Genomic DNA, 14,176 nt, shown 5'->3' on the forward strand with positions numbered 1-14,176 from the left:
CCCGCGGAGCGGGTATCACATCGCTACGCGATGTGCAAGCGAACAACCGCGCTGCGCGCGGTTGTTACGCTCCCGCTCCGCGGGAGCGCTGGCGGGACGCTGCGCGTCCCGCGCAACCCGACTGCTGCGCAGTAGGGTTGACGCTCCGTCCGCTGCGCTCCCGGAGCGGACGGACTTCGTCCGAGATCCGGCCCTCCGCTGACGCTCCAGGCCGGCCGGGCAGGTCCGCTGCGCTCCCCTGCCGTCAACGGTCCTTCCGGCTGCGCCTCCAGTCCCTTCGGGCCCGCTGGCGCGGGCCTGGCTGGCTGCGAGGAGTGGGTGGCCGCTCGTTCATGTCGGGTTTCAGCGTAGTGCATATCTTTTTTTGATGCAGCATGTAGAGTTGGGGAAAACTAGTCACCACCCTCAAGGCTGTTTGAGCTCGACGGGGTGAGCAGAGTCGATGGGGTGCTGAGTGATGATCAGGGACGGGATTCCTGGTGGGCTTACGCGCAGGGCTCAGTATTTTGTTCGAATCCATGGTTACCGAATTCCTGACCCTGGTGTGGAGCAGCACCGGGCCCAGTGGCGGGAGCATGGAATCCCCGCAGCAGAGATTGACCGTACTGTGGCATACCAGGAAATGTGGGGCGGGATTGCCCTCCCTCCGTCTCCGCACTATGACGGTGGCCCCAGTTCGTTCAGCGCGGACGTCCCTGAGGGGTCGGAGGCGGAGGGCTGGTGGTTCGGGGCCGGGCTGCAGCGCACCGCGCTTCCCTACGCCTTCATGGTTGGCCCCGAGGGAGAGTTCGGCATCCATGCCGGCACCTGGGTGCCTCTGCACGGCAGCATCGAGGGATGGGTGGAGTCGGTGGCCCTCGCGGACCACGCCCGCCGGTGGGCCCGCACTACCACTACGGTGACCGGTGAAGCCGTGGAGGCGCTGCAACTCGATGGCTTCGAGCCGGTCTTGGAGGTTGCCGGACGCTCAGACATCTGGTGGCGAGGAGCTGACTCTCTTGTGGCCGTCTACCGCGGGGAAGCTGAGTGCATGTCGGCACCGCAATGCCGAACCGCCACGGTCTACTCCGGGCTCGATGAATGGGGCCTCAAAGGACTCGGTGCTTAAAAGGGACCACCCGCATCGGTGAGACAGCCTGGCTAACAATGCGATCTCGGCAAGAGGAATTGATGACAGCGCATTTCGGTATTCAGAGGGTCGTGCTCAGAGAACACCAGGTGGATGCGACTGCGCGTATCCGTGAGTGGGTTGGTTTTCCTGCAAGGTCCTCTGTGCCCGCAGAAGGGGCGCGCGCCACGGTGGTGTCCGCCACGGGGTCCGGCAAGACGATCACAGCCGCGTGGGCTGCGCTGGAGTGCTTCCGCGGCGGGCGGGTCCTCGCCATGGTCCCCACTCTTGATCTGCTCGTGCAGACCGTTCAGGCGTGGCGGAGAGTCGGACACAACGGGCCGATGGTCGCGGTGTGCTCGCTGGAGAAGGACGACGTCCTGGAGCAGTTGGGCGTGCGGACCACCACGAATGCGATCCAGTTGGCGCTGTGGGCGGGGCATGGGCCGGTGGTCGTGTTCGCCACCTACGCCTCCCTGGTGGACCGTGACGACCCGGAGGACCCTTTGGGTCTGCGGAAGGTCCGCGGGCCGCTGGAGGCTGCTCTGGCGGGCGGGGAGCGGCTGTACGGACAGACAATGGCCCCGTTCGACCTCGCCGTGGTCGACGAAGCCCATTCAACCACTGGTGATCTTGGTCGGCCGTGGGCGGCGATCCACGACAACACCCGCATCCCGGCGGACTTCCGGCTCTACCTGACCGCCACCCCCCGCATCCTCGCCTCCCCCCGGCCACAGAAGGGCAGGGACGGCCAGGAGCTGGAGATCGCGACCATGGCGTCCGACCCGGACGGCCCATATGGCGAGTGGATCTACGAACTCGAGTTGTCCGAGGCGATCGAACGCGGCATCCTCGCCGGGTTCGAGATCGACGTGCTGGAGATCCACGACCCCTCCCCCGTCCAGGAAGTATCCGAGGAGGCGCAGCGGGGCCGGCGGCTGGCGCTGCTGCAGACTGCGCTCCTGGAGCACGCCGCCGCGCGGAACCTGCGCACGATCATGACCTTCCACCAGCGAGTGGAGGAGGCGATGGCGTTCGCGGAGAAGATGCCGCAGACGGCCGCCGAGCTGTACGCGGCCGAGGTCTCCGACGGGGCCCTGGCCGACGCGGACGCCCTGCCGAAGTCGTCGATCGACGCGGAGTTCTACCAGTTGGAGGCCGGCCGCCACGTACCCCCGGAGCGAGTGTGGTCGGCATGGCTGTGCGGCGACCATCTCGTCGCTGAGCGACGGGAAGCCCTACGGCAGTTCGCCAATGGCATCGATGCCGCGGGCCGCCGTGTACACCGGGCCTTCCTCGCCTCCGTCCGAGTGCTCGGCGAAGGCGTCGACATCGTCGGCGAGCGGGGCGTGGAGGCGGTGTGTTTCGCCGACACCCGCAGCTCCCAGGTCGAGATCGTGCAGAACATCGGCCGCGCCCTGCGCCCGAACCCCGACGGCACGACCAAGGTGGCCAGGATCATCGTGCCCGTCTTCCTTAAGCCCGGCGAGGACCCGACCGACATGGTCGCCTCCGCCTCGTTCGCACCCCTCGTAGCCGTCCTCCAAGGACTCCGCAGTCACTCGGAACGCCTCGTCGAACAGCTCGCCAGCCGGGCCCTGAGCAGCGGGCAGCGGCACGTGCACGTGAAGCGGGACGAGGACGGGCGGATCATCGGCACCACGGCCGAAGGAGAGGGCGAGCAGGACGAGACCGAGGGCGCGGTGGAGTCAGTGCTGCTGCACTTCTCCACCCCGAGGGACGCGGCGACGATCGCGGCGTTCCTGCGTACCCGGGTGTACCGGCCGGAATCCCTGGTCTGGCTGGAGGGCTACCAGGCACTGCTGCGCTGGCGGAAGGACAACCACATCGTCGGCCTGCACGCCGTGCCCTACGACACTGAGACCGAGGCCAGCGCCACCAAGGCGTTCCCTCTGGGGCGGTGGGTCCACCAGCAGCGGCGCGTGTACCGCGCGGGCGAACTCGATCCCCACCGCAAGACCCTGCTCGACGAGGCCGGGATGGTGTGGGAGCCCGGCGACGAAGCCTGGGAGACCAAACTCGCAGCCCTGCGCTCCTACCGGCGCGCCCACGGCCACCTCGCCCCCAGGCGCGACGCCGTATGGGGCGACGCCGACAGCGAACTGGTCCCGGTCGGGGAACACATGGCCAACCTCCGCCGCAGGAACGGCCTCGGCAAGAACGCCGAACGCGCCGCAGTACGCGCGCAGCAGCTGACCGCGATCGACCCCGACTGGGACTGCCCCTGGCCATTGGACTGGCAGCGCCACTACCGCATCCTCGCCGACCTCGCCGCCGACGAACCCCACGGCCGACTCCCCGACATCGCCCCCGGCGTCCTCTACGAAGGCGATGACCTCGGCAAATGGCTTCGGCGGCAACGTCGCAGCTGGGCGGAGCTCTCCGAGGAACAGAGGCAACGGCTCACAGCGCTGGGCGTGAACCCCGCCGAACCTCCCGCACCGGTCCCCTCCGCAAAGGGCGGGGGGAAGGCAGCAGCCTTCCAACGCGGTCTGGCTGCCCTCGCCCAGTGGATCCAGCGCGAGGGCGCCCAGAAGGCAGTGCCGAGGGGACACGTCGAACGCGTCGTCATCGACGGCCAGGAGCACCACCACAAACTCGGCGTATGGATCTCCAACACCAAGAGCCGCCGGGACAAACTCACCCATGACCAGCGCGCCGCCCTCGCCGAACTCGGAGTCGAGTGGGCGTAGCAGCAGGTCTGTCGGGTTGCTGAAACGTGGCGTGCCCTGAGGGACGCCTGGCGTCCTCAGCGGTTTGTGTTCTCCTCTCGGATCATCCGCCGAAGGCTGGTACGCGCTGCCGCCAGGTCTGTTTCCAGGGTGCCCACGCGGGCGTGGAGCCGGTGGTTGTCGTCGGTGGCTTGTTGGAGGCTGTCTTCGAGCCGTTGGTTGTTCCGGGTCAGTTCGTCGATGCGTTCGGTCAGGTGCCTGGTGTCGAGGGCGTCGAGTTGCTGTCCGAGCTGGTGCTGAATGGCCTGCCGCATTCGGTCTCTGTCTTCTCTCAGAGTCCGGATCTCTTGCCTGGCGAGCTCGAGTTCCGTGCGCAACGTGGCGGTAGTGCTGCGGGTAGGGGCGCAGAGGGTGGTGGGGTGCTGGCGTTGTTGTGCGGCTTCGATGTGCTCGCGGATGCCTTCGGTGTAGGTGAGCCAGGTGGAGACGCCGGCAGTGCGGGCGACCGCGGCGTGGGTGATCTTCTTGCCCTGCTGTTCCAGGGTGGCAAGTGCGGTCAGGGCTCGCTGGCGTTTGTCGAGGCTGGCGCGGCGGCGGGCCTGGGCGAGGGTGTGCGGGTTGCCGTGAGGGTTCATGTCGGGTCGGTCCTGGAGACGGGTGTAAGCGGCAGGAGGGCGTGTGTGTGGCCGGCGCGGGCTTTGCGCAGGATGGTGCTGGCTTCTTCGATCTCCTGGCGTTCTGTGGCGGGGAGGGCGGCGAGGCGGCGGCGCATGCGGTCGGTGACCTGCTCGAAGGCGGTGATCTGGGCGGTGAAGGCACTGATGACGAATTCGGCGGCGTCCATGGCCTGGGCTGTTTCGCGGTCGGCGCGTAGTTCGTTGAGATGCTGTTCGATCGCCGGGAGGTAGGAAGGATCGGGGCGGTAGAAGCCGCAGCCGGCGCACTGGAAGCGGATGGGGCAGGAGCCGCCTGCGGCTTTGACGTTGCTGGGTTCGGTGCATCCGCCGTAGGGGACGGCGACGGAGCGCAGTTCGTAGGCGGCCTCGGAGCTGGGCCTGGGGCGACCGTGGTTGTCGACGACGTGGGCGGCGAGCTTCGTGACGGCGTCGCGTTTTCGTTTCAGGGAGACGGTGTAGTAGCGCTGGGTGGTACTGACCGACTTGTGATCCATCAATTCGCGCAGGACGTCGAGCGGGGTCCCTGCGTCGGCATGGCGTTGCGCGTAGGAATGGCGGAAGGCGTACGCGTAGATGAGGGTGCGGTCGAAGGGCAGCGGATTGCCCTGGGTGTCTGTGCCTTCTGCGTGCAGGTGGGGGATGGAGTTGACCCAGTGGCGCAGGGTCTCGCTGAGGTAGCTGGTGTGCAGGTAGGGACGGGTTGCGAGGTGGGTTAGGGCTGGGAAGAGGTAGTCGGCGCCCGCAGGCGGAAGGCTGGGCTCGAGTTGCTTTCGGCGTTCTTGCCAGGTGCGGATGGCATGGGCGGTGGGTGTGGTGACGGGCAGGCGCCTGCGGTGGCGGCGGGCCTTGTGGTTGTTCCAGACCAGAGAGATCTGGTCGTTGCGGGTTTCCAGGCAGTCACGGGGCAGGGAGCAGACTTCCAGGGGCCGGCGTCCGGTGTCTTTGAGCAGGATGTACAGCGTGCGGTACATCAGCTGCGGGTCGTCGGGGGCGAGGGAGCGCTGACCGCGGGCCCGCCCCAGGCCGAGGAGGTGGAGGTGGACATCGAGCTGGCGGATCACCGGTTCGGGGATCGCCTTGCCGATCTCGTCCTCGTTGGCTTCCTCCTCGGGGATGCGGTGAAGGGCAGGGTCGCGGACGAAGGCGGCCGAGAGGGTGCCGGCGGTGCCTGAGCGTCGGCCGTAGTCGATCAGAGCGAAGAAGTGGCTGGCGATGGACATGCGGTAGTTCCACCCGGCCGGTGCGCCGTCCAGCTTCAGTGCGGTGCGGAACGCTTCGACCACAGCGGTGACGTCGTCGTAGCGCAAGCCGGCAGGGTCGTCGGTTGCGGGCCGTGAGGCGAGAGCCCGGGAGGCAAGCTCGACGCCGCGCAGGGTCCGGCCGAACTCGTCCGCGTCGGGGCGCTGCTGGAGGGTCCAGGTGCGCAGCAAGCCGCGCAGCCACGGCTGCCGGATGGTGCGCAGGTCAATGGTCTTGGGGCGGCGGATGCCAGCCGGGGTGCGGGAGCGCTGACCGAGCGCACGCAGGTCCAGGACGTCGTCCTGCGCCGGCGCGGTGCCGGTGTACTGCGCGTGACCCGCCCGGACCGCCGTACGTACGCGGCCGAGCATCCGCAAGACCGCGACAGTGGAGCGCGGGCACATCTGCTGGTCCGTGATGTCGCCGATGAGCGTGCCGGTCTCAGCCAGGTCCCGCACCATGCGGCGGACCTGCGGAGGCTCGAAGATCCGCAGCCATGGGTCCACCTGCTGCAGGCCGTAGAGGACCTCCCAGCGCAGCGGCTCGGGCAGCGGCAGGAGACTGAACTGGTGCGGGGCGAGGTACGGGGGCTGCTGCGCCGCCCACGGCGCAACGTCCGCGTCCGGGTGGGTACGGCGGTGCTCGCGGAAGCGCTGCGCGTGGTGCCGGCACAGGCCCCGGCCGTACAGGCCCGGCAGCGGGCAGGCGGGAGCCGGGCAGGCAGGGGTATCGGCGTAGGGGACGGCGGTGTCCTCCCACCGACCGACGGCCTTGCGGGTGGTGTGGGTCTTCCACTGGGTGTAGTGCGTGGCGCACAGTTCCTTGCAGTGGCGGGGCCGGACACAGCGCTGCCCGTCCTTCGTGAAGCTGCACTGCTCCGGAACACCACCGAAGGCAACCCGGTTACGCACCGGCACGAAGGCCCGCGCGAACTCCGCGGCGGGCAGCGGCGACCGTTTCTGCTCCTCCTTGCAGAACGGGCAGAAGGTGTTGGCCGGTGAGACCACGGTGTCGCACGCCTCCGTACGGCACAGCGCAACCGAGCTGCGCGGCTCGTGGACGCTGCCGGTGAACAGCCAGCAGTCCTGCCGCCATTCACTCGTCCGCCAGGCGGGATCGAGATGGCCTCGCAGCCATGCAGCCCATCCCCCGTTGCCGAGTTCCTCCGCGTTTTCGGTGCGCGATGCGGGCAGCCGCGAGAGAGCGGGCACGATGCTCATCGGTACTCCCTCAGGGAGCCGACGCGTTCAACCGCTGCCCGTGCTTCGACGCCGTCGACGTGCCGGTAGCGCTCCATCGACAACGGACAGGCGTGGCCCAGGAGCCGCTGGACCACGTCGCGGTCGACGCCGTCGCGCAGCCAACGCGTCGCCGCCGAGTGACGCAGCATGTGCGGACGGCACGCATGATCGACGGTGCGGGCCAGGCGGTCGAACATCTCCTTGGCATTCGGGTACGACATCGCCCGGCCCAGCGGGTGGCGGAACAGGTTCACGAAGACCATCTCCGACTCCGCAGCCTCGGCCACGTTGTCGCGTTCGTACTGGTAGTCGGTGTAGAGGGCCACGAGGTCGGCGGTGACCGGCACGAAGCGGTGATGCCGGGACTTCGCCAGAGCCCGGTTGGGGTTGTCCATGCGGCGGCGGACATGCACGTGCGGGCCATCCACGCCGCAGCCCACAGCGCGGGAGGAGGCCAGCAGGTGCATATCACCTCGGTGCAGCCCGAGCGCCTCACCGATCCGCAGCCCCGTACACGCCAGCAACGCGATCAGAAAACGATCCCGGGCGCTCGGAGCCGCATCGATCATCCGGCGGATCTGCTCACCGCTGAGGTCCTCATAGCCCGGCTCGGTGACCTTGAAGCGGAACACGGCCGCCCCGACCGGGCGCCGCCGGCCCGACTCGCCGGTATCGAAGTCGGGCGGGGTGAAACGCAGCAACTTCGGCCGGGACAGCAACGCCGTCGTCTCGGCCGGCACCCAGCCGTGCACAGCGCCGAACCGCAGGAACTCCCCCACCACCGTCATGACCGCGTTTGCCGTCCCCCGGGAGCGGTAACGGACCGGACCCGGCCGCACCCGGCCGGCCCGGGGTGGAAGAGGCGTCCCGACCAGCCACTGCTGCAGGCCAGCCAGATCCAGGAAGCCGGGAGTCCGCCAGTCCAGCCGCCGCACCCTGCAGTAACTCAAGTACAGAGCCACCCGCCCGGCATACGCGCGCTCGGTGTTCGGCGAACACCCCCGCGCCCGCAACGACGCAAGGAACGCCACCGCCTCGGTCTGCAGATCAAACGAACCGGCGTCGACCACCACCCACCGCACCACACCGGTCACGGGAGAAACGGCACGCTCCGCCACAAAGTCGGCATCCACGTAACAAACACAACCATCGCCCACACAACGGCGTATGACACTCCAGCCCGTACCATCCCCGCAGGCGACAACCCAAACAAACATCCCCCACCCCAGGTCAGCCCCGAGATAATCTCCCTGCCTGAGGCCAAGTACGTCCGGGAGCTGCGGAATGGGTATGCGTGCCAGCGAGCAGGAACAGACCGGTGGCGCAGGGGTCTCCCGGGTCATAGCCGACTTCACAGACCTCGGCTGGGGCCCTTCGGAAAACACCCGCCATGACCTCGGTATCGATCTATTCCTGCAGGTGCGCGATGAACGGCGTTTCGACCGAAATATCCTGATGGCGGCTCAGGTCAAGTCAGGGCCTTCGTATTTCAACGCACCGACCAGCGACGATCAGGGCGCCTGCACCGGATGGTGGTACGCGGAAAGCGACGCCAGGCACTTCGAGGACTGGGTCCAACACGCCCTGCCCCACCTGCTCGTGATGCACGACGACGCCACCCGCACCTCGTACTGGGCGCATGTGACCAAGGAAGCGATTCAGAGCACGGGAGACGGCTTCAAGATTCACGTCCCGATCCACCAGAAGGTGGAGCTCGGCAATCGTGAGAAGTTGCTGGAGGTCGCCGCTTCTACAAAACAGCAGCCCGCGCTTCAGGGCACCTCGTTCGCTGCAGGAGCCAAGGCAGTAGCTCCAGGACGGGCACTGCGCCACGCCTTGCTGACCCCCCGGCTCATAGCGCCCCACCGCAACACCGGCTACGAACGCATCCTCGCTCCCGAGGAAGCCATCGCCCTGATCACCCAGGGACGTGTCCAGGACCTGCAGTGGTACATCGAGAAAGACTCCAACCCTGACCTGGCTGCAGCCGACAGCGGTTCCCGCCTGTGGGAATGGCGGTTCTTCTCGGCCTACTACAGCGCTGTGATGGATGCGGACATCCAGCCGCTCCTCGACCTCGCCGCAGCCGCCTGCCCCGCCCCGATGACTCCCGGCAAGCGTCGCAGGAAACAAAGGACAGAACAGGCTCATCGAATCGCGGCCTGCGTTGTGACCAGTGCCGTCTTCCTCACGGCCGCCGAGCGCCTGACGGAGGCAGAAACTCTCCTGGAGGCGGCGGGCGAGGACCTTCTCCCCATCGACCAAGCCTGGGTACTCATGCATCGAGCGATCGTGATGAGTGAGCGAGGAGATCTCGACACTTCCCGTCGCCTGGCCGCTGCAGCGCTGCGGACCGTCGCACTGGATCTTGATGACGTCACCGCGGCTGCAATCGGCGCATCGGCTGCCGACTTCCTCTTTCGCACCTCAGGACGGGAAGCAAAAAATCTGGGTGCCACGATGACGGCCGTCGACACTGCCGCCTCCTGGTGGCGCTCTCAATCCGTTGCCTGGGCTCTTGAAGAGCATGAGGAAAAGGCATTCCGCGCCTGGGGAGAGGGCGAAGACCCCGGCACCTGGCCATCAGCCGAAGCGCAAAACCGCCTCCTCAGCGCGTGGCTGAGCGCCTCCCTGGCGGGAACACGGGGCCCCTCGGCCGCCGCCCTCGCCCAACGTGCCCGGCACGAGATCATTGAGCACGAAGCGGCATGGCGCAGTGACGCGGCGACGGAAGTCAGCGTGCGGGACAGTCAGCCTCGCCAGACTCCGACCAGCACTCACGCCCGCGGCTTGGAGGACACGCTCGACGAATTGAGACGCTTCGGCTGCACCAAAACTCTGCAGACCGCCGTTCAGCGTCTATGGGCGGCTGGGCCCGCCAGCCCGGTACAGGCCGTGGTGCAGCGGTCGGTGACCGCACCATGGACCCACACCAACGCGCCCGCAAAACTGGCCCTTCTGCGGCACGCTGGAGACCTCCTCACGCCTGAACTGGCAGATCAAGCAGGTCGCCACTGCCTGACCGTGCTTGAAGACCCCGAACCCTTCGCGCAGCGCGTACGACCGTGGTTCTCCATTGATCACTACACGCACAGGGCCCTTTGGCGGGTGCTGTCCGCGGCCTGCGACGCCGTCCACGCGGAAACAGCGGACGTGCTCCTGCGCAGTCTGCCCGACCGGCCGGGCGAGCCTGCGGAAACCGACCTGATAAAACTCGCTGCGCACCTGAGGCCCTCTGCCGTCACAGCCTTCTCCGGCCAGCTACGCACAGCCGCAACAGACCACAGCAGTCCAGCCATGTCTGCCGCGCTCCTGGGCGTGCTGATCGCCGGTGGCGACTCTGCGGCCGAAGCCGAGCTGTTGCGCCGCACCGAAGCCGGCGACATCGACGCCATCGGCGAAGTGCGTTCACCAGCGGACCTCTCCCCTCGCACCGGCAAGCGGGTGATCGACCTGGCCGCCTCTCACTGCCGTCAGCAACTCGATGAGGCCCACCAGAACAGATGGGGACTCGGCGGCTGGGACTGGGCCCGCCTCCTGACCCTGTGCAACTTCTTCTTCCCTGAGCATGCCTGCTGGGACCCCATCATCGACATCGTGCTCGATCACCAGGTCGCTCAAGAGCACAAAGCAGGAGCCGTCCGCGCCCTCACCACACGCGCGGACCAGCTCCCCGCCCCGGTCGCCACCCGGCTGCAGGCTGCCTTCGAGACCGGACTGCCCACGATCAGGGGCGTACCGGGCCTGCTCGACGAAGCCGGGGACCTCACCGAGGCATCCTTCGCCCTCGGCCTCGCTCTCGGAGCGGTCGACAGCACTACCGCACTCCAACGCATCCTCACCTGGCTGCGCGGCTCTGCCTCACAACGCCAATCCGCCGCCCGCCTCGTCTCCGCCCTCAGCCATCACGCGGACGAACCCATCATCCAGGGAACACTGGTGGCTCTCACCGGCGATCCGCAGTACCAAGTCCGCGCCGCGGCAGCCTTCTCCCTCACCCGTGGTCTCCAGGACAACCCCCCACTGGCCGTCACCACAGCCATCACCACGGCAACGAATGAACCCGGCTGCCGTGTACCACTCGCAGTCGCCCACGCCCTGGACAACACACGAGCCCTAGAAACTCACCACACCCTGCGAAGCGCACTCCAGCAACACATGTCCGCCCTTGTGCGCTCAGCAGCCAATCCCCCTGCGATCCCGCTGTTCGATGTCGAGCAATGACAGACGCCACTCGCCACAAAACCTGAGCCAGAACCTGAGAACCGACAGCAGATGTCCATGACTTCGGGAGGCACCGCCGTCTGACGCTGTTCGATTGCGGCACCAGCGATCGCGTTCCCGTGCCCAGGGCCGTGGCGCTGACCGTTGCTGCCCTTCACGCCCAAAAGGTCAAGGCGAACGCTGCAATCCGCCGGGACTCGGATCCTGCATGTCGCTGTGGTCACTCACGGGAGGTACAACGTCGGCTATGAGTCCGCATGGAGGGACCCGATTCCGGCGATGGCGACCGGGAGACGCTCTACGATCACGATCATGTCGAATACATCGCCCATACCCGTCCTGCGGGGGAGCCGGGGCACCGTCCTGCGTGCCCAGGGCACGACGTTGTTCCTGGGCCGCCCGCACGAAGAAGTGCGCATTCCTCTGGTGGCGATCGAACGGATACGCGCCGAGGGTCGCTCGGTCACCATCGAGCTGATCGCGAAGGCTGGGGTGACGCCGGCTGTTCACCGGGTCGGCGGTGTGAGCGAGGCAGCAGCCAGGGTTTTCGCCGAGGCCGTGAACCGCGCCCTGCACGAGCGCGCCGAAGAGGATGTGGTCGTCGATGGGTCCGGCCTCGTCGTCACGCGAGTCCTGACCGAGTCCCCGGCGGAGAGGAGGCAGCGTGTCGTGAGGCGGGCAGTGCTCACCGTTGCCCTCGTGATCGTCGCCCTGGCCCTGACCGTAGGGCTCCGCGAAGGCGGGCTGAGCGGCGTTCTCCTGGCAGTCGCCACCTTGATCCAAGGTGCGATAGCTGCGGTGGCCATCGCAGGCGGTGGCGCGGGGATGTGGGCAGCGTTCAGGGGGTGGTACCTGACCCGGCATGGCATCACCGTCGAAGCGAAGAACGCCGCTGATACACCTGACCGGCTCGGCAGTTCGGGGACGTATGTCTACACGGACACTGCGGGTGTGAGCCGAACTGTGGGCGGCAGTACCGGCGCCGAGAGCATCCAGGTCGCCTACGACCCGCAGGACCCGAAGAAGGCGGTCGTTCAGCGCTCAAGGCGTCGCACGGTGGTGTACATCGTCCTCTCCTTGGGCTGCTTGTGCTTGGGCTTTGCCCTCGGCGGCGTCGTGATCACGGCGCTTATCACTAGCTGAACGTGCCCACAGAGGAGTTTGGCCGAGTTGTCAGAGGCGTACTTCGTCCACGCAGGTTGACCCCAGGTGCCGACAGCTTGGCTGCCGCACACCGCCTGCCAAACCTCGGCGGTCTCCTGTCAGGGGTGAAACTCAGCAACGTTCGAAGCTTCGGTGTGCTCTGGTGCCTCCCGAAGTCGTGAACATCTGTTGTCAGTTCTCACAAACAAAGCCACCACCGCGGGGGCACCCACAGCCGACCGGTCGAAGGGCAGGGTGTAGGGCGTCAGCGTCTGCGCGTAGGCGGCGGCCGCCTTCAGAAGCGCGTCCGTGTCGACGTCGGCCCCGTGGCGAGAGGACCGGCTGCCGAGCCGGTCCTCTCAGGTGCCGTCGCAGTCGAGTCGCTGGAGGAAGAAGCGAGACCGAGCCGACCGGCTGCGCCTTCCGAAACGGCACCTACAGGCGGTCGGAGTCCGCTCCTTGGAAGTAGAGGTAACCGTGGGAGGCGATCGCGAACTCGGCTGCCGCAGCCAGCTTACGGATCGTGCTGTTCATCTTCTCGGCAGGTAGTTCGTTCAGTTCGGCGACGAACCGCTCGAGTTGTACTTCGTTGAACATGGTGTCGCCGTAGCGGCTCACCGCGTGGAGCAGACTGTCCTCGGGGGATGCCTCGCACAGGGACAGGAAGGTCCCCCTATGGTCCTCGTGCATCTTGGCCATGCGCGAGTGGATCTGGTCTTCCACGTAAACGACAAGGGGCATTCGTTTCGTCTTCCTCGGTGCTGTCTCGGGGGTATGTCAGGGATCGGGGGGCGAACTCATTTCGCCCCCCGATCCACGGGTGCGGGTTTTAGTCTCCTACGACGTACAGGTAGCCGTGACACGAGACCGCTTGCTGCGCCAGCTTGGCAACTTCACGCAGTACTTGTGTCTGACTGCCCTCAGAGAGTCCGGTCAGGTAAGCCTCGATTTGCCGGCACTGCATCTCGTTGAACATCGTGTCCCCGATTTCTTGCACGCCTTGCAGGACACTGTTTTTCGGCGCCTCGCGGCACAACGCCAGAAAGCTTCCGTCGGCGTCAGCAACCTTTTCGGATACCCGCTCGTGCCGGCTGTTCTGCAGATGAATCTCCAAATTCCTTCTCCTGGTCATTCGATGGGCTTCTCGACCGGATACATGGTCCTGACGCTCCCCCACTTGTCCTGAGCCAGCAGGAACCACGAAGTTGGTTTTTGGCCAGTCTGCTCGGACGTGCGGCCAATCAGTCGGCCGGCGTTCACGATGCGTTCGTAGTGGCCACTGGCGTTGGGCCCGATAGGTTTGACGCTCTCGGACATGTAGACCAGCTCGTCGAGATCCACGTTGGCGTCGAACACGCCCTTCTGCCATGTGATCAGCGAGCCCCCCCTCCACGTGCTTGCTGCGCACATAAGCCTCCCCTACATCATCAAGCAGCGGAGGCATGCACTCATCGGCACTGCCTGCAGTCGCCGCGATCCGAGTGCCTGCGACCTTGCTGGACACCGTGCAGCTCTTCCGCAGGATTTCCCTGATCTTGCTCGCGATGCCGGAGACCACGCCCTCACCGAGTGGCAGAGTCTTCAGGCCATTCCAGGCATTGACGAAGCCGATGCCAGTCCTGGCCGCGGCGTCCACGGCTCTGACGGCGTCCGCGATGGGTCTGAGGATCTTGCTGGCGAAGAGGCTGGCGACGTCGACGGCGGCCCAGGCGCAGCTTCCCCAGCTTCCGTTCTCGCCGCCGGGGGTCACCTTTTGGGCGCACTTGATCCAGCTTCCGAAGAGGATGTCGATCGGGTCGACGCCCTGCTGGTACTCGGCGATGGTGATGGTGTGGGTGACCTGGGTGGACA

General features: G+C 66.9%; 7 protein-coding genes and 1 pseudogene. 3 read left to right on the forward strand and 5 right to left on the reverse strand.

Translation table 11 applies throughout. The annotated features are described in order from the left end of the window. Window positions 1-1,170: 1,170 nt before the first annotated feature. The gene (locus IE316_RS35000) at window positions 1,171-3,822 is read left to right on the forward strand and encodes a DEAD/DEAH box helicase (RefSeq protein WP_190208611.1); all 2,652 of its coding nucleotides are present in this window, start codon (window positions 1,171-1,173) and stop codon (window positions 3,820-3,822) included. 56 nt (window positions 3,823-3,878) lie between these two features. Here IE316_RS35000 and IE316_RS35005 read toward each other — a convergent pair whose 3' ends face one another. The 3 genes from IE316_RS35005 to IE316_RS35015 are packed head-to-tail and all read right to left on the reverse strand — an operon-like array spanning window position 3,879 to window position 8,091. After that, window positions 3,879-4,436 carry a DUF6262 family protein gene (locus tag IE316_RS35005; RefSeq protein ID WP_190208612.1) on the reverse strand — a complete coding sequence of 186 codons (558 nt, stop codon included), beginning with the start codon at window positions 4,434-4,436 and terminating at the stop codon, window positions 3,879-3,881. Then, a complete protein-coding gene (locus IE316_RS35010) occupies window positions 4,433-6,937 on the reverse strand; it encodes a tyrosine-type recombinase/integrase (RefSeq protein ID WP_229910709.1) in 2,505 nt (834 codons plus the stop codon). The genes IE316_RS35005 and IE316_RS35010 overlap by 4 nt, the downstream gene beginning before the upstream one ends. Next, window positions 6,934-8,091: a tyrosine-type recombinase/integrase gene (locus IE316_RS35015; protein WP_229910710.1), complete on the reverse strand. Its 1,158-nt coding sequence runs from the start codon at window positions 8,089-8,091 to the stop codon at window positions 6,934-6,936. The genes IE316_RS35010 and IE316_RS35015 overlap by 4 nt, the downstream gene beginning before the upstream one ends. A 157-nt stretch (window positions 8,092-8,248) precedes the next feature. Between IE316_RS35015 and IE316_RS35020 the strand changes: the two genes are divergently transcribed. Next, entirely contained in the window at window positions 8,249-11,182 is a 2,934-nt protein-coding gene (locus IE316_RS35020; RefSeq protein WP_190208613.1) for a DUF4365 domain-containing protein, read from the forward strand. A 312-nt stretch (window positions 11,183-11,494) separates the two neighbouring features. Next, window positions 11,495-12,325, forward strand: coding sequence for a hypothetical protein (locus IE316_RS35025; protein ID WP_190208614.1), 831 nt, complete (start codon window positions 11,495-11,497; stop codon window positions 12,323-12,325). A gap of 435 nt (window positions 12,326-12,760) precedes the next feature. Here IE316_RS35025 and IE316_RS35030 read toward each other — a convergent pair whose 3' ends face one another. Together IE316_RS35030 and IE316_RS35845 are read right to left on the reverse strand one after the other, a co-directional pair. Further along, complete coding sequence (locus IE316_RS35030; protein ID WP_190208615.1) at window positions 12,761-13,048, reverse strand: hypothetical protein; 288 nt, start codon at window positions 13,046-13,048, stop codon at window positions 12,761-12,763. 106 nt (window positions 13,049-13,154) lie between these two features. Further along, window positions 13,155-14,176, reverse strand: a pseudogene (locus tag IE316_RS35845) (hypothetical protein); the annotation flags it as partial.

Source organism: Streptomyces fumanus, assembly GCF_014655295.1.
GTDB lineage: Bacteria > Actinomycetota > Actinomycetes > Streptomycetales > Streptomycetaceae > Streptomyces > Streptomyces fumanus.